At 42.4% G+C, this 21,126-nt stretch carries 19 protein-coding genes and 1 tRNA gene; 13 read left to right on the top strand and 7 right to left on the bottom strand.

What is annotated here, in order from left to right:
• Positions 1-3: 3 nt before the first annotated feature.
• The 6 genes from ACHZBG_RS00100 to ACHZBG_RS00075 all read right to left on the bottom strand — a co-directional run bounded on the left by ACHZBG_RS00100 (position 4) and on the right by ACHZBG_RS00075 (position 6,449).
• Positions 4-1,011: a bifunctional methionine sulfoxide reductase B/A protein gene (locus ACHZBG_RS00100; protein ID WP_320127400.1), complete on the bottom strand. Its 1,008-nt coding sequence runs from the start codon at positions 1,009-1,011 to the stop codon at positions 4-6.
• Between the two features lie 57 nt (positions 1,012-1,068).
• Positions 1,069-1,956 carry a DUF1295 domain-containing protein gene (locus ACHZBG_RS00095; RefSeq protein ID WP_320127399.1) on the bottom strand — a complete coding sequence of 296 codons (888 nt, stop codon included), beginning with the start codon at positions 1,954-1,956 and terminating at the stop codon, positions 1,069-1,071.
• Positions 1,957-2,018: 62 nt separating this feature from the next.
• Positions 2,019-2,483 (bottom strand): hypothetical protein, encoded by a 465-nt coding sequence (locus ACHZBG_RS00090; protein ID WP_320127398.1) that lies wholly within the window; start codon positions 2,481-2,483, stop codon positions 2,019-2,021.
• 15 nt (positions 2,484-2,498) lie between these two features.
• Positions 2,499-4,718, bottom strand: a complete 2,220-nt coding sequence (locus ACHZBG_RS00085) for a glycosyltransferase (RefSeq protein ID WP_320127397.1) — start codon at positions 4,716-4,718, stop codon at positions 2,499-2,501.
• Entirely contained in the window at positions 4,715-5,776 is a 1,062-nt protein-coding gene (locus tag ACHZBG_RS00080) for a lysylphosphatidylglycerol synthase transmembrane domain-containing protein (RefSeq protein WP_320127396.1), read from the bottom strand. Before ACHZBG_RS00080 ends, ACHZBG_RS00085 begins: the two co-directional genes overlap by 4 nt.
• Entirely contained in the window at positions 5,748-6,449 is a 702-nt protein-coding gene (locus ACHZBG_RS00075; protein WP_320127395.1) for a hypothetical protein, read from the bottom strand. The genes ACHZBG_RS00080 and ACHZBG_RS00075 overlap by 29 nt, the downstream gene beginning before the upstream one ends.
• Positions 6,450-6,832: 383 nt before the next feature.
• Between ACHZBG_RS00075 and ACHZBG_RS00070 the strand changes: the two genes are divergently transcribed.
• Positions 6,833-8,239 carry a metallophosphoesterase gene (locus ACHZBG_RS00070; protein ID WP_320127394.1) on the top strand — a complete coding sequence of 469 codons (1,407 nt, stop codon included), beginning with the start codon at positions 6,833-6,835 and terminating at the stop codon, positions 8,237-8,239.
• A gap of 89 nt (positions 8,240-8,328) precedes the next feature.
• Here ACHZBG_RS00070 and ACHZBG_RS00065 read toward each other — a convergent pair.
• Positions 8,329-8,402: transfer RNA gene (locus ACHZBG_RS00065), tRNA-Pro, on the bottom strand.
• A 171-nt stretch (positions 8,403-8,573) separates the two neighbouring features.
• On the opposite strand from ACHZBG_RS00065, the gene ACHZBG_RS00060 reads away from it, so the two are divergent.
• The 12 genes from ACHZBG_RS00060 to ACHZBG_RS00005 all read left to right on the top strand — a co-directional run.
• Entirely contained in the window at positions 8,574-9,143 is a 570-nt protein-coding gene (locus ACHZBG_RS00060) for a TetR/AcrR family transcriptional regulator C-terminal domain-containing protein (protein WP_320127393.1), read from the top strand.
• Between the two features lie 95 nt (positions 9,144-9,238).
• Positions 9,239-10,006 (top strand): fimbria/pilus periplasmic chaperone, encoded by a 768-nt coding sequence (locus ACHZBG_RS00055; protein ID WP_320127392.1) that lies wholly within the window; start codon positions 9,239-9,241, stop codon positions 10,004-10,006.
• Between the two features lie 41 nt (positions 10,007-10,047).
• Complete coding sequence (locus ACHZBG_RS00050) at positions 10,048-13,278, top strand: hypothetical protein (RefSeq protein WP_320127391.1); 3,231 nt, start codon at positions 10,048-10,050, stop codon at positions 13,276-13,278.
• Positions 13,279-13,392: 114 nt separating this feature from the next.
• Positions 13,393-13,716 (top strand): hypothetical protein, encoded by a 324-nt coding sequence (locus tag ACHZBG_RS00045; protein ID WP_320127390.1) that lies wholly within the window; start codon positions 13,393-13,395, stop codon positions 13,714-13,716.
• 2 nt (positions 13,717-13,718) lie between these two features.
• Entirely contained in the window at positions 13,719-14,822 is a 1,104-nt protein-coding gene (locus ACHZBG_RS00040; protein ID WP_320127389.1) for a V-type ATPase subunit, read from the top strand.
• The gene (locus tag ACHZBG_RS00035; RefSeq protein ID WP_320127388.1) at positions 14,819-16,813 is read left to right on the top strand and encodes a V-type ATPase 116kDa subunit family protein; all 1,995 of its coding nucleotides are present in this window, start codon (positions 14,819-14,821) and stop codon (positions 16,811-16,813) included. The genes ACHZBG_RS00040 and ACHZBG_RS00035 overlap by 4 nt, the downstream gene beginning before the upstream one ends.
• 27 nt (positions 16,814-16,840) lie before the next feature.
• Positions 16,841-17,191, top strand: a complete 351-nt coding sequence (locus tag ACHZBG_RS00030; RefSeq protein WP_320127387.1) for an ATP synthase subunit C — start codon at positions 16,841-16,843, stop codon at positions 17,189-17,191.
• Positions 17,192-17,194: 3 nt separating this feature from the next.
• Complete coding sequence (locus ACHZBG_RS00025; RefSeq protein WP_320127386.1) at positions 17,195-17,497, top strand: V-type ATP synthase subunit F; 303 nt, start codon at positions 17,195-17,197, stop codon at positions 17,495-17,497.
• A gap of 11 nt (positions 17,498-17,508) precedes the next feature.
• Positions 17,509-17,739 (top strand): hypothetical protein, encoded by a 231-nt coding sequence (locus tag ACHZBG_RS00020; RefSeq protein WP_320127385.1) that lies wholly within the window; start codon positions 17,509-17,511, stop codon positions 17,737-17,739.
• Positions 17,740-17,783: 44 nt separating this feature from the next.
• Positions 17,784-18,128, top strand: a complete 345-nt coding sequence (locus ACHZBG_RS00015) for a hypothetical protein (RefSeq protein WP_324292068.1) — start codon at positions 17,784-17,786, stop codon at positions 18,126-18,128.
• Positions 18,113-19,891, top strand: coding sequence for a V-type ATP synthase subunit A (locus ACHZBG_RS00010; RefSeq protein WP_320127384.1), 1,779 nt, complete (start codon positions 18,113-18,115; stop codon positions 19,889-19,891). Before ACHZBG_RS00015 ends, ACHZBG_RS00010 begins: the two co-directional genes overlap by 16 nt.
• Positions 19,881-21,126, top strand: a 1,246-nt coding sequence (locus ACHZBG_RS00005; RefSeq protein WP_320127383.1) for a V-type ATP synthase subunit B, incomplete at its 3' end; no start/stop codon positions are given. The genes ACHZBG_RS00010 and ACHZBG_RS00005, both read left to right, overlap by 11 nt.

The raw sequence follows: 21,126 nt of genomic DNA, 5'->3' as shown, positions 1-21,126 counted from the left end.
TCATCAGAATCGCTTGGTATAGGCATGGCAGTAGGGAAGGGTCCCTTTGTGCTCATAGTAATCTTGATGATACGCTTCTGCAGGATAGAATATTGATGCAGGTTTCAATGTCGTGGCAATAGGCAACCCTTTGGCTTCAAGTATTCTTAGAAGCTTGAGGGCAGTATCGAACTCATGTCGGTTTCGATAGAAGATGGCCGATAGGTATTGGTTTCCTATATCCGGTCCCTGGCCGTTGGTCTGGGTCGGATCATGAATCTCCAGGAAATACTTTGTCAACTCTTCAAAGGAAATTATTTTAGGGTTGTAAAGTACTTGTACCGCCTCAAGATGTCCTGTCGTATGTGTCAGGACATCTTGGTAGGTTGGGTTTTTCATTGTTCCCCCGGTATAACCGGAAATCGCCGAATATACGCCATCAAGCTTTTCAAAGAAAAATTCCACGCCCCAGAAACATCCCCCGGCAAATATTGCCTGGGCCACAGGAGGACCATCTTCCAATGCTAGGGAGAGTGAATTGACACAATGTCTTGTGTTTTTTTCAGTAAGATGCTCACCAAGAAATACATGTCCAAGATGTGCTTGACAGGTGGCGCAGGTTATTTCCGTACGAAAGCCATCGCTATCGGTATACCGTTCGACTGCAAAAGGGATCTCCAAGTCAAAGGAAGGCCAGCCACAATCTGACTGGAATTTGTCTTCGGAGGTATAGAGAGGAGCATTGCATTGACGGCAATAATAGGTACCGTCAGCTGTTGTATCGGTATATTTTCCGGTAAAAGCCCTTTCTGTTTCCTTGTTGAGCATTATCCTTGCCTCTGCAGGATTGAGAGGATTCAGTAATTCAGCGGAAATTGGCTGGAATTGAAATTCAATTTTTGATTTTGCTGACATGGCAATTTCTCCTTCGGTCTGTGAATTGGATTTGAAAAAAAATTCCAGACCAATGATACCGGTAATTATCAGTACCAAAAACAGGGTGATCAGAATGATAATCCCCAATTTTCCCATCTGGTGACCTCCCTCTTTACCTCATGGTAACATGGGGAAACGGTGATGCCTACTCCCTTACCAAGGGCGGAAGAGAATTGGCCAGGTGCTTTTTTTATATTCTTGGTATTGCGGATATTTTCCTGCGGTAATCTGTTCGGTAAAGCCTGTTGAACCTAAAAATAATAAAGTGAGCAGAATAGGACCCAACAGACTGGGACTCCACCATATTCCGTTTCCAAGTGCAGAAAAGATATAGAGGCTCCACCAAAATCCAAGTTCCCCGAGATAATTTGGGTGACGGGAACGAGCGAAAAGGCCGGAAGTTTTGAATCCTTTTTTATAATCGGCTTCAGATAAAGGGTTCGTCGGGAGAAGTCCATATTTTGCTTGTTGAAAGGAATATTGTTGTTGGTCTGCCAAGGTTTCAAGAACCAGAAAAGCAAACATGAAAACCAAAGCAAGTATCATCGTTATATTTAGCGGGGTATTATTCAGAAAATAGAGAGGAAGGGTGAAGCAGATAAATAAAACTTGTTGGTAGCAGGCAATGAAGAACAGGTTGAAGGCTTGCCAGCCGATCTTGGTGTGAATACGACTTTGGAGAATTGTCCATCTGTAATCCTGTTCCTGTGTATAGCCCCCTTTTCGTGCAAAGTTGGCAGTCAGGCGGATACCCCAGAGGGCAATCAAGAGAAAAGCCAGCCATCCCGTTGGATTTGCAGGATTCGAAGCGGCATAGATCCAGGAAAAACCTATGGGAACAATGCTCCATATTCTATCTGTCCAGGAATAGTCCCCGGTTTTCAGCCCAAACAAAAAGCTGATGATTATGTTGATGCCCGTAATCAAGAGGATGGTTTTCAATGGGTTGCTTGTTTTCACGGGATTGAAAATCATGACAATGAAAAAAGTGCCGATTACTAGTGCAAAGAATATAATAATGGAGTTTTTGGGTCTTTTCATAGGAAATACTATAGCCAAGTGTTAAGGACAATACAACAAGAAAACTTGGATATCTGAAACCCTTACCGTTTTTTTCCTAGCGTTTCCTTTTTCTTTTTTTGTGTTTGCAAAAGCTCTTTTATAAAGGAAGCCGGGAATTGATCCATGGAAAAAAGTTGGGCAAAGGCCAGACATGCCTGAACTATTCCCAAAAAGAAAAACAACCAATGCAAAAAGACAATGGATTGAATCATGATGCACTGAACAATAATCCAGATGATCAAGGCGCCTCCGGCTATTCCACTTGCATAACCTCTATAGCCCCATCTTTTTGCTACGAGGAATGCACAAAGAATATTTCCCAAACCAATAACGGAAAAGAGGAGAATTCCGGGAATGAGGAAGGTTGTAAAGGGAGAATTGCGTAGCATTTCTGACGGGGCTCCCAATGGATTCATTGGATTGAGAAGACAAGCTGATCCCCCGGCCATAGCTCCTATACCGATGAAAGTATGCAATATTAGTGACGTCCTATCCAGTTTTTTCATATAAACCTCTTATTGTCAGCTACGTTTTGATTTTGAAAGGATAATGACCCTTCGATACAACGCGGTAACCCTATCTGTGATAGAATCAACGGAATAATTTTTGACAAATTCCCTGCTATTGTTTGCCATTGTTTCCATCAATGGTTTGTCTTCAAGGAGTTTTCGCACGGTTTCAGCCCAGATATTAGTGCTTTCCGGTACTTTGTAACCATTGAAACCATCATGGATGACATCATAGACTCCACTGGATTGGATGGCTACCACGGGACAACCTCCTGCCATGGCTTCAAGCAAAACCATTCCCTGGGTTTCCGAAGTCGAGGCAAAAACAAACAGGTCTGCTGCCAGATAGCAACGAACAACCTCAGAAGGTTGCAATTTTCCCATAAATATAATGGAGTCCTGCATTCCCATTGACCTGACTTTTTCCTCGAGTCGTTTTTTTTGTGGTCCATCACCAATCAATAGGCAGGTGAAATGTGTTGAAGAGGTTTCCTTAAGTTTTTGAAGTGCTGCGATGAGGAAATCCAGATTTTTTTCCTCTGCAATCCTGGAAACACTTACCAAGAGATTCTCGTTTGGTTTTACATAGGTATCCCTGGTTTCCTGAACCTGTTCTTTTGACCACATTCCATAGGATTCAATATTTATTCCCGTGGGAATTGTTTCGATTATGGCGCTTACTCCGAGATTCCTCAGATATTCTTCAGTAGAGGCAGAGGGTGCGATGATGGCATCGCAATGATTCGAAAATTTCTTGATCATAAGATGAATAAGTAAATTCTTGATCATGGTCCCTGGTCCGAAAATATATTGGGTATATCGTTCAAGTCTTGTATGGTAGGTCATGACTACCGGGGTCTTGGTTCGCTTGGCAAACCAAAGGGCTGCCCATCCAAGCATGAAGGGATGGTGAACATGAATGATATCGGCCTTAAAACTTCTAAAAACCCTTCCGATCTCCTTATGCAGTATATTGACAGCCGGAAAATCGCCGTTTTTTGTATAAAATAGAACAGGACAACGGTATACGGAACCATCTGATGGATCATCCCAAGGTTGCAGGTAACTTGGGGCAATGATAAGGACTTGGTTTCCTTTTTTCAAAAGCCCTTTATGCAGGCGGTCTATGGACAGGGGAACTCCACCGATGAAGGGTAGATAGTTATTGGTGAACATGACAATGCGCAAGGATTTTCCTTGTTCAGCTTCCTCGTCGATATTGAAATCCCTATACAGGTGTTCCTGTTTGAGCATTTTGAAATAAAGCAATACTGAAATCAGTGCCAATACTCCGAGAATGACAAGTACATTGAATATACTCATATAAAAAAGGGAATGGAGATAGAGCCCCAAGGTTTCGATTTTCACTAAAAATGTGCTAAGTTTGTTTCTCGTAGAAATAGTGGTACATGAAAATCCCTCTGGATTTACATTGACCTTGACAAATTGATAGGGTTTTTCCTTATCGAGGAGTAACCCTCCACCTCCGCTGGATGTTACATAGAGTACTCCCTTGAGTTCCTTTTGTTCATTGGTATGATACCCAGTTGAAAATACAGCAGTTACCCCAAGTCTGGAAAATAAATTCTGAAGTATGTTGCTGGTTTCGGTGGGAACGGTGAGTTTCAAATTATTGGCTTTATCCAGATTCTCCTGTGGAAAAAGTGGACTGCCTAAAAATATAAATCTGTTTGGGTAGGCTTGTGCCGCTTTCAGTTCATTTTGCAACCAATGTATCTGCCATTTCCAGGAGGTTTGGCCTGTGGAATCCAAAAATATGAAATAGGCATTGTCCAGGTGAAAAGAAAAATAGTAGGGCCCGAAATGTTGATAGAAGTTATCGGCTCCGAAATCTGCAATTTCGTTGTGTCCCGGCACAAGAATGTAAGGAATCGGCAATTGTTTCAGGCTACGATATAGCAGTCGATACTTTCCTTCGGCTCCGTCATAGACTGCATTGCCCGCGGAAATCATGAAATCGACGTTTTGTTCTTTCATCAAAGGAGCAATCCTGTTATCAAAAATTCTCATGGAATTATCAATATTCCCGACGAGGGCAAATGAAAAGGAGTCCCTAGTTCTGAGTTTTGCTTCTATGTTATCGATGTTTTCGCCATTGAGGGACTGATAATCTTTCTCATAAATAAATAAATACACCCGATAGCCAATCAGTATTGCCAGAAAAATCAAGACAAGTACAAGGTATATCTTAAGTTTTTGTTTCTTGCTCACTTTGGCATTTCCTTCTTCATCTTGAAGAATTCACCTGCAAATATGAAAATTCCAATAATGACTCCAATGTAAATTGTAAGGAAGCGCCAGGAGAAGGTGAGAGCCAGGATATCCTTGTTTTGTACCAGCTGGGCAAACAATAAACCATAACCACCCTCTGCGATGCCTGTTGCCCCGGGAGTAGGGGCAAAATACATGAAAAAGGTTACCACAACCTGTACGGCAAGGATGGTGAGGAAGGGAATCGTGTATCCAAGGGCTTTGATGAGCACAATGGAAAAAGAGAACAAGAAAAACAAAAAGAGGATGGTACTTGCCACTGAACAGACAGCCCAAAGTCCGCCGAACCGGAAATAGTGTTTGAATCCTTTGGAAAAACTATCAATTTCCTTTCCTACTCTTTCATTGAAGGATTCCAAATGAATTGCTACTTTCCATTTCAAGGTCTTGGGAATGTACAGGATACCACCAAGGATATGTTTGATGACCTGGGGCCAGAAAGTAATCAATAACAGAAAGAATAGGACTGTGCAGGAAGCAATGGTGATGCCTAAAAGCATGTTTCTATTCATAAACATCTTGAATTGGTTCGGCTCTGCCCAGATGATTATCGGGGTGAGTGTAAATAAGATCATTGCCGAGAGAATGGTTCGTATGGAAGTGGCTGCCGTTGCCTCTCCGATGGTCATTCCTTTTTTGCTCATGAAATAAATCTGGACAAATCCTCCTCCCGTTGCAAAGGGGGTTACGTTGGAAATAAAGATGTTGATGAAAACCAGTTTGAAAATATATCGAAAAGGAACCTTGCATCCCATTGCCTTTATCACGCTATAGAGGCGTAAGGCGTCGGCAAGATAATAACAAAGAAGAAGACCGAGAAGGGAAGCGATGATAGGAAAGGAAAACAACTGTACGGGAATATTCAGCGATCCTCCGGAAAACTTTCGATGAAGAACATAGAAAGAACCGAACGAAAGAAAGAAGAAGAGAATTATCAATCCTATATATCCCAGGACTTTTTTTTTCGGTTCAGTTAGTTTTTCTTTGGGAGTGTTCATTGATTTTTCTCCTTTTACTCTTTTTGTGTACAAGGTTCTCTGCCTTTTCGCTAAGTGCCGTTATTTCACGAGAGGCAGTTTCCTCCCAAATCCTGACTTGGTTGGCCCTGAGATTGGGAGGGAGCTCTATCGGAGTGCCTATAATCAAATAAATTCTTGAGAAGGGAAGTGGAATTTCCCGATTATCCCATCGGTTTTTCAGGGTTATTTTTCTTCGTACCCCAACAGAGATTGGCAATAGGGAATATCCAAGAGCGGATGCTATGCGTACGACTCCGCTTTTCACTTGTTTTGCAGGGCCCAGGGGACCATCGGAGGCTGTCCCCGAGATTTTTTTGGAAGAAATGGCTTCTCTCAGGATTTTATAGGAATTACGATTGGTCTGATCAGGAATCTGGGCATTGACAAAGCCGAATTTTCTACAAATTTCCGTTATGACATTACCTCGTTCGGATTGATTGGTGATAACACAGGCGTCATACCCTTTCAGAAGGGGAAAAATTGGAATGTATTTCCCATGCCAAAAACAAATAAGACTGGATTTACCTTCACGGTACTGTTTGTCCAGGTTTTCTTTGCCTTCAATCGTGATATTCCAGGTTCTTTTCATGAGGACCAGGGCCCCATAGAAGAGAGCTCCCTGAATTCTTACTGGCAATGGTTGTTTTTCCATGATTCCCTGAATTCCATCCCTCTGAAGTCAGAAAAAACCAGCCATTCAGGTAGGAATTTGCTCCTTATCTCAAGATACTCTAAAGTAAGTACAAAATCCCGGATATCGAAAACATTTTCTCAATAATCGGGATGGTCGTAGATAACGAACGTAAACAGAATCTTTGAAAAGTCCATTGATCTACGAGATTTCAGTCGAGTGCACACTCTAGTTGAGCCAAGGATACGTCCTGGCTTACTTTCCAGTCAAGCCATTTCAAAGAGAATTGGATTTGTTCAAATTAGGAAAATGGAAAAAACAAGGTTATAAAATTTAAAAAATAAAACTTTTAGTTGCTAAATGGTTTGTCGAAAGATACTGTATAGTCCTGAAAAGAGGGAAAAATGGAAAAGCATAAACATAAACCACTATTGAAGATTGTGGATAGTATCATGACTTTGTTGAGTTTTGCTGGTTTAGGTCTTGTCCTGTGGATTGCCCTGGAAAAAAGAAATCTTGCCCTTTTTGCCTGGAATCCTATGTTTCGAAATTTTTATCTTGGTCTGGTAATTCTTGCAATTGTCATTCCTGTCTTGGTATTTCTTGACCTCAGGAGACATAAAAAACGAGAACAGAAGACTTCCTTGGGGTTGGTTTCCTATATTCTCGTCATTCTTGGGTTAGCCCTTGCCCTTGGTATTCCCGCGGCGGAAGGGACTTTTTCGACTCATGCGGATAAAGCTCCTCAATTGATGCTCCTTGGAAAATCTGATACCCAGGGAAATCCTGAGCTTGCCTTGGTTTGGTATACAAAAAAACCGGAAAAAGGGAAAGTATTCTATGGTCTGTCAGCTGAGCACTTGGAATATTCTGTTGAGGAAGAGAAACCGATGCAAAGTCACGGCTTGATACTTTCCGCTTTGCAAAGAGGGAAAACGTATTACTATTCTTCATCAGAAACTCCTGAAGTAAGGTCCTTCCGTTATTTCCCGCAATATGATGGAGGCCTGCGTCTCGCCATTAGCTCCGATGCCCATGTAGGGGCAGAAACCAACGATCTTGGTGCGACGGTGGATATCCTTCGCCAGGTGGTTGACCCCAAGAATGACTATTCACTTATTTGCAATCTTGGGGATGTCGTGGAATTGGGAAATAAAGACAGTCAGATTGCAGCTCAGGTTGAATTGTTTTCGCATTTTACCGATTCCCTTCCTTTGATACAAGTTCTGGGAAACCATGATGGTTGGTTTGGTGGTTATGCAAATTGGGCTCAAACATATTATCCGAAGAGTTTGCAAGAAGAAGCTCAATTATATCATCGGTTTGATATAACTGACTCTATTCATATTATTACCTTGGATCTCGAATGGGGTACGGAATCTTACGATGCAAAACAGAAAGCTTGGCTTTTGAAGCAACTTGATTCCCTGGATCCCAACGATGTGATAATTATCATGGATCATGCCTATTTCTTTGGATCAAGTACCGAGTACCAAGGGGTCCCTTGGTATGATAACCAGCAGATGATAACTACTTTTCACCAGTTGTTTGTAGATCATGGGGTTGATTTGGTGTTTTCTGGCCATGACCATCAGTTTGAGCATATTTTACAAGATGGTGTAAACTATTTCATAGTAGGAACTTTTGGCGGAAAGTTCGATGATAGTCCGACCTATATTTCCCCTGGCTCGATTTTCAGGGACTTTTCCCATCATGGTTATGCGGATGTCCTGGTCAAGGAGCATGAAGTTTCTGTCACTTTCCGGCAACCTGATGGAACAGCCCTGTATTCTTGGGGTAAGAACTTGTAGAGGCTTTTTCGCAACAATTGGAACTGTTAGCCAATCTTTTTGATTTTGACAAAAAAAATGGGAGCTGAATTTCAGCTCCCATTCTACTATCGGGCTGGACGGATTTGAACCGTCGACCCCTAGTCCCCCAGACTAGTACGCTAAACCCCTGCGCTACAACCCGAAATATATCGGCTATCCGACAGGAAGGAAACATAGCATAGTTGTTCTTTTGTGTCAATAAAGAACAGAAATAGGCTAAAAAAACGGCTAAGAGCAAAACTTTTTCTCTACATAGATAGTCGCTAAGCCTAAAAATCTGTAATCTATGAATTGTTGCTAAAAGGAGAACTCTATGGCTCAGATGACTAAATTGGCGTTGGCTCAATCGCTCCGGCAATTAATGCAAGAACGTACCCTTGATAAAATAACTGTCAAGGAAGTAGTTGAACGATGTGGTGTCAATAGGCAGACTTTTTATTATCATTTTAGGGATATGTATGACTTGCTTGATTGGATGTTTGCCTATGATGGTGAGGAATTTGAAAAAAAATATCCTGGGATTCATATTGATGATGACGGGCAGAACACGATGCGTGCCCTATGTGAAAGTCTTCAAGAAACTGCAAAAATTACTTTAAATATATATCATAGCTTGGGCTACGAGCGATTGGGACGTTACCTTCATAAGAGATATTTTAAACTGCTTAGTGAGAATCTGATGATGAAAGGACAGAAATATGGGACTTCCCACGAAGATTGTATTCTATTGGCGAATTTTTATACTCATGCATTTGTAGGCATTACCATGGATTGGGTCCAGGAGGGTCTTTCTGGTGATGTTGAAGGTATAGTTGCAAAATTTCATCCCATACTATGCGGAACCTTGGATTTAGCTTTGATGAAAATGGCAAAAGAGTGTTAAATCCATATTTCTTGTCCTTGTTAATTCTAGTCTTGATGAATTGTTTGCTATAGCGTACACTATTGCAAATAGCTTATGAATAAAGAGAGCGTATAATGAACACTAGAAAAATAAGTAGACAACGGGTTTTGATATTTGTTGCGCTATTGCTCGTTTTTATTTCTGGCAATCTTTTTGCCTATCAATTTTCGCCACTTGAGCAAGTGTTTGGTCCGACTGGAGCAGAAAGCACCAAAACATATACCATCCTTAATGATGGTGATGATTCAATTGCCATTGAGATTTCTGCTTTGTTTCGTGATCAGGACGCTTCAGGAAGTGAAATTAATAAGGCTGCAACTGCTTATTTTTCCATTGTCCCCAATAAGGTGATTGTCAGTCCTCAAAGTAGCCAAATCGTAAGAGTCCAGTATCGCGGACCCAAAACGGTAACCAATGAGTTGTCATTCAGACTTAAAGCTGAACAGATCCCCTACTCAAAGGGAAAGGACAGTACTGAGAAGGGAATGTTCAATTTCTTGTATATCTATACAACAAGTTTGTATGTATCGCCTACGAAGGCAATAGAAAAGGTTGCTGTAAAATCAGTTGCTCCTGAAGTAGCTGAGGATGGTACCCGGACTTTGGCTGTTACTGTTGCGAATTTAGGCAATGTCCATCAGTTGCTTATTGCTAGTGTTCTGGAAGTTTCCGATAGCAAAGGCAATTCAGTAGTCTTGGAGGGTTCTGAGGAGCTTGCTGGGTTTGATGGCATGAATATTCTGGCAAAGAAGACAGTTACCAAGCAAATTCCCTGGCCAGAGACCCTTTCCCAGGAATCAGGGGTGACCTATCAGGCAAAATTAAAGTATACGAATAACTAAATAGGTTTTTCCGTTGTTTTGTGAGAAGGAATTATTATTGCATGAAAACTAAAAGGATTATACATAGCATAGTGTTGTTACTTCTTACTATGCTGGTAGTCCTTTTTTTATCTACTTTTCTTGTCACCTGTTTTACCAGTAAACAAGTAAACGAGCCTTCTGAAGAGGCTCCGTCTGTAGTGACAGCAAGTCCCGAAATCATTCTTGTTCAAACACCCGCTCTGGATTCTGGAGACAAACAAGAAACACCTGGCGTTCAAGCTAGTGAAATAGCTCAAAAAATTCCTGAAAAAGGCCAAGTAAGTGTTGCTCCCCCAAACTCTGAATCTATCGATAGGGTTTCGACGCAGCCCATTGCTGCACAGGAAGTGACAAATGTTACGCCAACACTCCTTAAGGGGAAGATCCCAGAATTACCACAGTTTACCAAGGTTTTTTCCAGAGCCAGTGTTCCCCTGGCCCCTACATTTTTTGAACCTTCCGTATATACAGTTGATGATTATAATAAATTTGTAGCTCCTAGTCAGGAATCTGCTCCTGATACGCAAAAAGATCCTTTTGCCGACTTCTTTGTTTCAGGGGATGATGCCACTGCCAGCTTTGAGAATGGTCTGTATTATCTTGGACTGTTTGTCAATGATGAGTATATCGGTGATATCGAAGCTAATTTTCTTGATGGAATTCAGAGCTTGAACACCTCTGAATTGGCTATGTTTGTGGGCGATTATATAACCAAGGATACCTATGACCGGTTATTTTCAGATGGTCTCAGCTATATTTCAATCGACGAACTTAATAAACGTGGTATTGAAACAGCTTTTGATAGCACTAATTTTACGGTTTCAATGAAATTCGGAGTTTCGGAAATGCCCGTAAAAACTCTTAGCGTTACAGCTAGTTCCGTCAACAGGAGAGAAGCCTATTCGCTTAGTGGCGCCATAAAGCTCAAAAGTGCGAAATTCTCGGTTGTCACTTCTCTGGGGTTCTATTCCAATATCACCTATGCTACAGATTTTTCTAGTCTGGATACCCGATTGTTTTCTCTCTCAGTAGTGCATAAGGTGGCTTTTTGGGATCTTGGAATAGATATTTCCTATTCACTTTCTTCAAACAGTCCCTATTTTAATTTTGGTTCCTGGAGCGGATTCTACGATTTTGTGGAGACTAGTCAACGTCTATCTTTTGGAAATGTAGGTTCTGATCTAAGTTCGGTCAAAACCATCTCCGATGATGTTTCCAATGTTGGTATATCCTTGGAAAAAAACTATTCCTACGGTACTGAATCTGCACTTGGCAACCAGTTTGAATATAATATTGTTTTGGTTGAGGATTCGACAGTAGATATAACCATCAATAATGACTCGGTATATAGCCGCCAACTTTCAGCGGGCACCTATCGGCTAAAGGATTTTGTCTTTACCCAAGGCGTAAACATGGCTAAAGTCACAATTACTCCTGTTTCAAGGCCAGCCGATTATATCGTACAATATTTTGATTTGGGGTATGATTATCGTCTCATGGGTAAAGGCGATAGCCTGTATGGGCTTACTCTTAGCGTACCTCGAACTTTGGGAACTGCCAGGGAAGGCATGTTGAGTATCCCTTGGCTGGATGGAAAATACCTTTCTTATTATTTAGGAAATTGGACTGCCACCTATCAACAACAGACAGGTATAACCAATTCATTTACTTTCTCTACTGATCTCTCTGTTACCCCAGGAATCTTTAGCGGTACCTTCAGTGGTGTGTATGCTTCATTGATTGGTACTACCCAGTTGCAAATGACGCTGGGGTTGGATACCGAGGATTCAGGGCCCTCTTTTACGGGTTCCATAAGTCACCGTTTCAATACTGTTTCAGGAAGCAGATTAGGTTCTCTGAGCATTGGATTCAGTTATACGAATCCTGCTGTTGAATTGAATTCAACTTCAAGTTCAGATCCTTATTATACAGCTAATTTTTCTTACTCAGGTTTTTTCACGAAAACTATTCGTTATACGCTTACTGGATCCCTTACCAAGGTTGCTTCCAAGGCTGGCCCTTCCTGGACAACCACTTTGTCCTCTGGTTTCTCTCCTTTCAAGAATTTCTCGGTAAGTGGTTCCGTTACGGCTTCTGCTTCAAATTCTGATCCCTTGAATCCAACCATAACAGGACAAATAAGTGGCAATTATTCTTTTACTCCTAAACTGAACAGCAATGTTTCTTCTACGTTCAAGACCACTTCCGTAGGAATGTCCTATCGAGCATCGCAGAATGACAGCTTCAATGCTTCTCTCAATGGTGTGAATTTCCAGGACACAAGCAATCAGTCATTACTTGCAACTTGGTCGCATAGTGGTGAATTTGCCTCCTTTACCTTAAGACAGCAGGCCTACGATTCCTATCAAAAGATGTCTACCCTGTTCTCCGCAAACACCAATATTGCCTACGCAGACGGGGCTTTTGCCTTGGCTAAATCGGTCAATGAAGCTTTCCTGTTGATAAAGCCAATAGGAGAGATGAAAAATTCAGAGATTTCCATAGCCAGAAGTCTGGACTCTTCTCCTGAATATTTGCGAAGACCTTTGGGAAGTGCAATGTATAATAATATTTCAACTAATTCTCGCAATAGCGTAGTTGTGTTTGGATCGGGCTCCTCCCTGTTTGGTGCAGGATCCTCTTTTGTATATGATATTGTACCTCGAAGCCGTCAAGCTTTTGTTGCTACGGTTGATATGGCTGCGACCTATACGGTAAGCGGAAGGCTGTTCAAGCCAGACCATACTCCTTATTCCCAGTATTCTTCACCAGTCTATGATGTTACCATAGATTCTCAAGGAGGGGAGGTGTTGACTCCTGATGAATCCCTCTACTTGTTCACTGATGTCGATGGACGTTATATTCTTTCCGATGTCACTCCCGGGAATTATCTGTTTGACTTGGAAGTCGGGGACCTTTGGTATGCAGTTCGATTCAAAATTCCTGAAATGGTTAAGGGCGCAGCAGGAAAAGAACGTGTTTTGGCTCTGGAGGATTTTTGGGTATCCGATCCTCAGATTCAACAACGTCTGGTTGTTCGTGATATCCAAGGTAATCAGGTAAAAGAAACGCAGGATGTCTTTGGAACAGTATTGGCTACCGGATATGATGCCTCAATAACCTTGAAAATCGAAAAGCACATGGATGAAGATTCTTTTTGGGCCGAGGTTTTCCCGACCTTTGGAGCAGACCAGTCATCTGATGGCAATACCATCGTTGAAGCACAGCCCATTTCTAATGTAGCTCCTTAGTTTGAATGGATGGATTTAGGGGCTTCTTTTGTGTTTTTCCATCTTACTTGACAGTAAATCACAAAAGTTAGAGTATGGGAGTTGCAATTGAATTTCCATTAAGGGAGCATCAAGATGCGAAGCAATATTATAAATGAAGTGCTTACAGTGGAGGATTCTGCTCAAAAAATCATCAATGATGCAAATACACAAAGTCGTAAGTTGATTATTGAGGCCCAATCGAAAGCAACTGCAGTGGTTCGCGATTCTTTGAAAACGGTGCGGGAACAACATAAATTGGAAGTTGCAAAGGCAGAGGAAGAAGCGGCCAAACTTCTGGAAGAAACCGAGGCGAATTTATCTAGTGCTATTGAAATGAATGATAAGAGGCTGGATGAGGTAGCCGATAAAATTGTTTCGTTGGTTTCCAAGACGGAAATGTTTGGGGATAGAAAATAACTATGTCCAAAAATCCAACTTCCCAATATGAATTCATCAATGCAAAACTGCGTGCCAGAATTGGTTTGATGAGAGAATCCCATTTAATTGATGACTTGATGAAAGCCAATTCCGTTGTGGAAGCCGTGAGGTCCTTTCGGGACGGTCCCTATGCGGATGTTGCGAAGGTCTATGATGAAACAGGAGACCTCCAACAAATAGAATTGGTTTTATTGAACAAAGAAATTGAAATGTATCAAGGTATTGTGAGACTTCTTCATGGTGAACCGTCTGATTTTGTAACAATACTTTTTGAGAAAATAGAAATAGAAAACCTTAAGAATGCAATGCGTCTCTGGTTTAGTAGTGTCATTCGTCTTCATTCGATCAGGTTTCGTAGTGAATATCTCTACAAGGACAAGATCGTCTCCGATATTAACTGGACCGGTCTTATCAATGCGATGACTTGGGATGGAGTCGTAAGTGCTCTTGGAAATAGTCCCTATACTGTGATTTTTAAACGTTTTAGCCAGCAGGATATTACCGAGCAGGGAGTTTTTTATCTGGAAAATGCTTTGGATCGGTTGTGGTATGAACAGATTCAGGAAGTTTCTGAAACCTTGGTCCCCGATGACAGGGAAATTGTGCGAAGTATTTTTAAAGTAGATATTGATCTCAATAATATTTTGATTTTGGTTCGTTTTGGGTGGTATCACAAACTTGACCAAGAACATCTTTCTTCCCTTTTGCTTCCTTGGGGGAAGATTTTTCGAAGCAATGAAGCAAAAGCTTTTCTTGCGATGCCAGAAAAAGATCGTGATCCTACAGTTTTATTGAAACAGAAATATCCTGAGTTGGTGACGGCCATCCAAAAGGTTTCCAGTGAAAGCAAGGAGGGTTTTGGCTCAAATGAACTATTGGCCAGGGCTACTCTTAAGATTGAACATTATCTTCAACAGAAGCGGAGCACGGAGTATCATGCTCTTTTAGCAGGCAATCCGTTTTCCATTGGGATTTCCTTGGCTTATTTCTTTCTCTATACAAATGAGGAATCGATGATAAAAGCTATTTTGAACGGAAAATACTATGGGTATAGCGAAGAATACATCCGGGGGGTGCTGGCATGAACCTTTTTACCAGACCAATGAAATTGCTTACGGCAGTAGTATTGGAGCAAATGAGTGATGAAGTTATCAAGGCATTGCTTGAATTGGGAGTAATGGATTTTGTCAGTATAAAGAAAATCGATCCTCGCCAGATGGAAAGGCTTAGCTCGAAACCTAGTTCAATCAGCAAGGCAGTCCTTGAGGATATGCGTCACAGGGTCGAGGCTGTATTGAGGCAAGGACATTGCTTGCTTCCCTCCAGTGACATGCTTGATGTCAAAAATCTTGAGAAACCCGATATTGACTTATATCGGAACAAGCTTGACGCTCTTGGCAAGCAATTGATTGTGCTCAAGGATGAGCAAAAAAATGTAAATCAGCAATTATTGGGTTTGCAAGAATTAAAACGATATATTGAAGAAGATAAGCTTGAATATCTGGATTTGAGAGTAGGTGTAGTAGGACATGGAAAGATAGAGGATCTTGCCGAGAAGCTTATTTCCGTTGGAGGGATATTACATAAGTCTTCAGAAGGAGATACGTGTATCATTTTGGCCTTGCACCGAGATGTTGCCCAGATTTCTCCTCTTCTTGATAAATTTGGCTGGACAGAGACGAGTAGTTCGGAATTACAGAGAAATGCCTTGATAGATATTTCTTCCCGAATTGATAAAGAGTATCTGGAGGTTTCAGGCCAACTTAAACAAGTTGAAGAAAAAGTTGACGAAATAATCAAACAACAACAAAGCCCCTTGGACGCGATGTGGTGCAATCTTCGGTTAAATGAACTTTGCAACCAGATTCGTTCCTATTTTGCCTATACACGAAATACTACCTTGTTTTCTGGATGGGTCCCTACTGATCAGAGTGATTCCGTGACTGAAGCAATTTCCAGGGCAAGCAATGGGCAATGTGTCATTGAATGGACAGGAGCTGAAGAGATGCCACGGGAAGAGATTCCTGTTTCCATTGCTACCCCCAAAGCTTTTTCTCCTTTCAAAAAAATGGTAGATAATTACAATACTCCTGAATATGGGTCCGTTAATCCAACCCTGTTCGTGATGATTGCCTACCTGGTAATGTTTGCCCTTATGTTTGCTGATGTGGGGCAGGGATTCATTTTGTTGCTTATCGGTTTCTTGGGGCGTATCGATTATAAACGGAATCCGATGAAACCCGATAGCATGATAAGCAGAAATCTTTGTGACTTGTTGTTATACCTAGGCGTTGCTTCCATGATTGGCGGAGTTCTTTTTGGTTCTTATTTTGGTTTTTCCCTCTTTCCTGCCATTTGGTTCAATTATGATCATGTCGTGAACGGGGTAGCGACGGGCGGCGTCATCAATGATGTATATGCCATTCTCGGGTTGACTGTTAAGTTTGGTATTGTAATAATATATCTTGGTTTAGTAATAAATTGGGTAAATCTATTCAGAAAAAAAGATTGGCTCAAGTTGATATTGGATAAAAACGGATTGGTAGGTGGTTGGCTTTTTGCAATAGGCCTCTATCTTGGGTATGGCTATGTAGCCGCCGAATATAGAAGTTTTCCTTCAGCTCCCTGGATAACCCCTGCACTGGCCATTCCTCTCTTTCTTTTATTATTGCCTGGTTTTATTGAGTATCATCAAGCAGTAAAGAAGGGAGGAAAAAAGCGTCCTATCATGTCTTTGATAACGGAAACTGTTTTTGAATGGATGTTGAATATATTGGAGATTTTCATCGGATACCTTTCCAATACGCTCTCTTTTATGCGGGTAGCTGGACTTGGAATTGCCCATGTAAGTCTCATGTCGGCTTTTAAGGAACTCTCCGTTTCGGCGGGAGGTGGCTTTTGGGGATTGGTAATATTCCTCTTCGGAAATGTACTAGTCATTGCCTTGGAGGGCTTGAGTTCAGGGATTCAGGCACTCAGGTTGAATTATTATGAATTCTTTAGTAAATATTTTACAGGAAAAGGAATCGCGTATGAGCCAGTTGGCCTTCGGTCTCCATTTTCTGTAAATAAATAAGATAGTGAATAATCTAGGAGGGTCAAGATGACCAGTATCGCATTTAAGAGAAAAATTTTTGCAACTTTTTTGGTTACCGCATTGATGCTCCTTGCATCAGGTTTCGTATTTGCCCCCAAGGCTTTTGCAGCCACTACAACAGCTGTTGCAAGTGGAGCGAACTCGAATCTTGCTTGGATATGCCTTAGTGCTGCAATAGCCTTTGGAATGGGTGCTCTTGCCGCTGGACTTGCTATTGGAAAGATAGGTAGTGCAGCCATGGGTGCTATCAGTGAACGACCTGAGATTGCTTCCCAGGCATTGATTTTTATTGCTTTGGCAGAAGGTTTGGTAATCTTTGGATTCATCACTGCTTTGATGCTTCTCGGAAAGGCTTGAGTTATGCAATATTTTGTCATCGGTGACGAAGAAACTGTCCTGGGGTTTTCCTTGGTCGGTGTTTTTGGCATGCAGGCGACAAATGCCGAACAGGCTCAAAGATCTTGGGACAAGGCGCTTGAAGACCCAGAGAACGGGATTATCATCATTACGGAAAATGTGGCGGATATGATTCGCCCTGTAGTCGATCGATATCTGTTTTCAGAATCATTTCCCCTTGTTGTCGAAATTCCGCAAGCTCATAGTGATGGTAAGCAAAAGGATTTGCGTGCACTGGTCAACCAAGCAATCGGTGTTTCGCTTTAGGAAGGTTTCATATGGAAAATTCGGACAATCGCTTGCTTAAGGGCATCATTGGTGAAGCACAAGCACAGGCAGACAAAATTATGGCTGATGCAAATGTGCAATGTGCCCAAATTCAAGCCGACGCCCAAAAACGAGCGGAACATGAAATTGAACTGGAGCAACATCTTCATGAACAGAAATTGCGGCAGGTCGAACTGAAGTTGCAAGCCAATCTGGAAGTGCCAAGAGACGAGCTAGTTTAAAAAAGATAGATGCAAGTTTTCAGGAAATTATGCGTAGGGTACGCGTGAAGCTGAACGTACTGGTCAAGTCCAAGGATTTTGAGCCATATCTGGCAGAATGGATTGCAGAGGCTGCCGTTGGACTTGATTTGAAAGAGGCAAAGGTATCCTTCAATCCCTTGTGCCCAGTCACGGAAGATATCCTTGCACAAGCAACTACCTTGGTAAAGAAATTTACTGGTTCCGATATTCTTTTGAGTTTGGATCCCAAGCCTACCCGGTCCCTTGGGGTTGTGCTCTCTTCGTTGGATGATAAGGTATCATACAACAATCAGGTTGATATCCGTCTCAGACGGTTCGACCGCGAAATCAGGACTTTGGTACAGGAATATACATGGAAGGCAGAATAGTAGGAAAAATCAAGCGGGTCAACGGTCCTGTCATTACGGTAAAAGATGTCTCCGATGCCATGATGATGGAAATGGTCCGTATTGGTGAACAACAGCTTATCGGCGAAGTCGTTAAGCTCAATAATGGACAGGCTACCGTACAGGTTTATGAAGATGCTACGGGTCTCAGTCCTGGCGAAAATGTATATGGAAGTGGCATGAGTCTCAGTGTAGAACTGGGACCCGGTCTTATCGGAACCATCTATGATGGTATTCAGAGACCACTGGAAAAAATGATGGAAACCTCTGGTGCCTTTATTTCCAGGGGACTCTCTTTTCCGTCCATTGACCATGAGAAATTATGGCATTTTGTTCCAAGTGTAAAAGAAGGAGACTCTCTTTCTGCAGGAATGGTGCTTGGTACCGTTCAGGAAACTGCACGAATACTTCAGCATATTCTCGTCCCGCCACTTTTTGAAACGGTTATTGTTTCCTCGGTCGTGAAGGAAGGCGACTATACGGTCATTGATGAAATAGTGACAGTCGTACTTCCCAGTGGAAAACAGGAAAAACTGACCATGGCCCAGCATTGGCCCATCAGAATTCCCCGGCCTGTAAAGGAACGGTTACCGCTGAAACAACCGCTGGTTACAGGTCTTAGGGTCATTGATACACTTTTCCCCCTTGCCAAGGGAGGTACTGTTGCCATTCCGGGTGGTTTTGGAACAGGGAAAACCATGACCCAGCATTCGATTGCCCAGTGGTGTGATGCTGATATCATTGTATATATCGGTTGCGGTGAACGGGGAAATGAAATGACTGATGTTCTAAGGGAATTTCCCTTGCTGGTCGATCCTCGTACTGGTCAATCCTTGATGGAACGGACGATATTGATAGCAAATACTTCAAATATGCCAGTATCTGCACGTGAAGCAAGTATCTATACAGGTATTTCCATGGCAGAATATTATCGGGACCAGGGTTACCATGTAGCTATAATGGCTGACTCTACCAGTCGTTGGGCAGAGGCTTTGAGGGAATTGAGCGGACGAATGGAGGAAATGCCAGCTGAAGAAGGTTTTCCTGCATATCTGCCAACTCGTATTGCCCAGTTCTATGAACGTGCCGGATATATGAAGGCTCTCAATGATGAAGAAGGCTCCGTATCGATCATAGGGGCTGTCAGCCCTCCCGGCGGAGATTTTTCGGAACCGGTAACCCAAGCCACCAAACGTTTTGTTCGTTGCTTCTGGGGACTGGATCGAGGACTTGCAAGTAGTCGTCATTATCCTGCCATCAGTTGGATTGATTCCTACAGTGAGTATCTTGGCGATGTCCGTCAGTGGTGGAGCGATCATAGTGATGGCACTTGGTATGATCATCGCAATCAGATTATGGAATTATTACAAAAGGAAATCCGTCTTCAGCAGATTGTAAAACTCGTTGGACCGGATGCGCTTCCCGATAGCCAGAATTTTATTCTGGAGGTATGTTCTTTGTTCAAGACAGCTTTTCTGCAACAGAATGCCTTTGATGAAATCGATAGGTTTTGCTCGATTGAGAAACAAGTGAAGATGCTTGCCACCATTCTGGAATATTACCAAAAAGGTTCCGAGGCTATTGCCAAGGGCGTTCCCATGGTGAAATTGAGAAGGTTGCGTTCTGTCCAGGATATGGCCAGGATGAGGTTCTCGATTTCCAATGATGATGTACAGGCATTGGATAAAATCCAGCTGAATCTTGACCGTTCCATTGACCAGTTGGGAGGTATCTATGAAGACTAATGAATCCTTGCTTGCAAGTACCGACCGTCATTTGCTTTCTGGTCGTGAATACCGGGGAGCTTCAAGAATTGACGGACCTTTGGTCTATATGCGAAATACCCATCCTGTTGGTTATGGAGAACTTGTTGAGGTTACGGCTCCTGATGGAACTCGACGGGCCGGACAGGTTCTCGATACTTCCGATGAAGCTGTGGTAGTGCAGGTCTTTGAAGGTACCGATGGTTTGTCCCTTCCAGAGACCGGTATGCGTTTCATGGGTGAACCCCTGACTTTGCCAGTTTCTGAGCAAATGCTGGGAAGAGTCATGAATGGATTGGGCAAGAGCCGTGATGGCGTGCCCCTTCCTCCCGGGGCCTTTGAACGAGATGTAAATGGGCTTCCTATCAATCCGACTGCCAGAGAATATCCCAAGGATTTTATTCAGACGGGAATCTCGGTAATCGATGGCATGACTACGTTGATCCAAGGACAGAAACTTCCTATCTTCAGTGGAAACGGTTTGAACCATAATGAACTCGCGGCCCAGATAGCACGTCAGGCAAAAGTGAGAGGTGCAGAAAGCAATTTCTGTATTGTCTTTGCTGCCATGGGAATCAAACATGACGTAGCAAGGTTTTTTACTGACAGTTTTGAACAATCGGGTGTCTTGGATAAAGTTGCCTTGTTTTTCTCGCTTGCCGATGACCCTTCCATTGAAAGAACCATTACTCCCAAGACAGCCTTGACGCTTGCAGAGTATTTGGCGTTTGACAAAGGTAAAGAGGTGTTGGTCATCATGACTGATATGACCAACTATTGTGAATCCCTGCGTGAGATAGGGACTATGCGTGGCGAAATTCCTTCCCGAAAAGGATACCCTGGGTATCTATATTCCAGCTTGGCTGAATTATATGAACGCTCGGGTAAGATTATCGGAAGGAAAGGTTCGATCACCCAGTTGCCGATTCTGTCGATGCCGAATGATGATATCAGCAATCCTGTCCCTGATTTGACTGGCTATATTACTGAAGGGCAGATTGTTTTTGATAGAGGTATGCAAGCCAGGGGAATCTATCCTCCAATCAATTGTCTTCCTTCGTTATCCCGATTGATGAAAGATGGCATCGGTGAAGGAATGACCAGAGCTGACCATCCCCATCTATCCAACCAGTTGTTTGCTTGCTATAGTCATGTCAAGGATGTACAGAATCTTGCTTCGGTCATTGGAGAAGAGGAGCTTACGCCCCTTGACCATC

The sequence above is a fragment of the uncultured Sphaerochaeta sp. genome, assembly GCF_963676625.2.
Lineage (GTDB): Bacteria > Spirochaetota > Spirochaetia > Sphaerochaetales > Sphaerochaetaceae > Sphaerochaeta.
The sequence above is the reverse complement of the archived record's forward strand: the minus strand, read 5'-3'. Positions and strand labels throughout refer to the sequence as shown.

Coding starts and splice junctions, on each gene's coding strand:
- ACHZBG_RS00100 (WP_320127400.1), bottom strand. CDS start 1,011: ATGGGAAAATTGGGGATTATCATTCTGATCACCCTGTTTTTGGTACTG.
- ACHZBG_RS00095 (WP_320127399.1), bottom strand. CDS start 1,956: ATGAAAAGACCCAAAAACTCCATTATTATATTCTTTGCACTAGTAATC.
- ACHZBG_RS00090 (WP_320127398.1), bottom strand. CDS start 2,483: ATGAAAAAACTGGATAGGACGTCACTAATATTGCATACTTTCATCGGT.
- ACHZBG_RS00080 (WP_320127396.1), bottom strand. CDS start 5,776: ATGAACACTCCCAAAGAAAAACTAACTGAACCGAAAAAAAAAGTCCTG.
- ACHZBG_RS00075 (WP_320127395.1), bottom strand. CDS start 6,449: ATGGAAAAACAACCATTGCCAGTAAGAATTCAGGGAGCTCTCTTCTAT.
- ACHZBG_RS00070 (WP_320127394.1), top strand. CDS start 6,833: ATGGAAAAGCATAAACATAAACCACTATTGAAGATTGTGGATAGTATC.
- ACHZBG_RS00060 (WP_320127393.1), top strand. CDS start 8,574: ATGGCTCAGATGACTAAATTGGCGTTGGCTCAATCGCTCCGGCAATTA.
- ACHZBG_RS00055 (WP_320127392.1), top strand. CDS start 9,239: ATGAACACTAGAAAAATAAGTAGACAACGGGTTTTGATATTTGTTGCG.
- ACHZBG_RS00050 (WP_320127391.1), top strand. CDS start 10,048: ATGAAAACTAAAAGGATTATACATAGCATAGTGTTGTTACTTCTTACT.
- ACHZBG_RS00045 (WP_320127390.1), top strand. CDS start 13,393: ATGCGAAGCAATATTATAAATGAAGTGCTTACAGTGGAGGATTCTGCT.
- ACHZBG_RS00040 (WP_320127389.1), top strand. CDS start 13,719: ATGTCCAAAAATCCAACTTCCCAATATGAATTCATCAATGCAAAACTG.
- ACHZBG_RS00035 (WP_320127388.1), top strand. CDS start 14,819: ATGAACCTTTTTACCAGACCAATGAAATTGCTTACGGCAGTAGTATTG.
- ACHZBG_RS00030 (WP_320127387.1), top strand. CDS start 16,841: ATGACCAGTATCGCATTTAAGAGAAAAATTTTTGCAACTTTTTTGGTT.
- ACHZBG_RS00025 (WP_320127386.1), top strand. CDS start 17,195: ATGCAATATTTTGTCATCGGTGACGAAGAAACTGTCCTGGGGTTTTCC.
- ACHZBG_RS00020 (WP_320127385.1), top strand. CDS start 17,509: ATGGAAAATTCGGACAATCGCTTGCTTAAGGGCATCATTGGTGAAGCA.
- ACHZBG_RS00010 (WP_320127384.1), top strand. CDS start 18,113: ATGGAAGGCAGAATAGTAGGAAAAATCAAGCGGGTCAACGGTCCTGTC.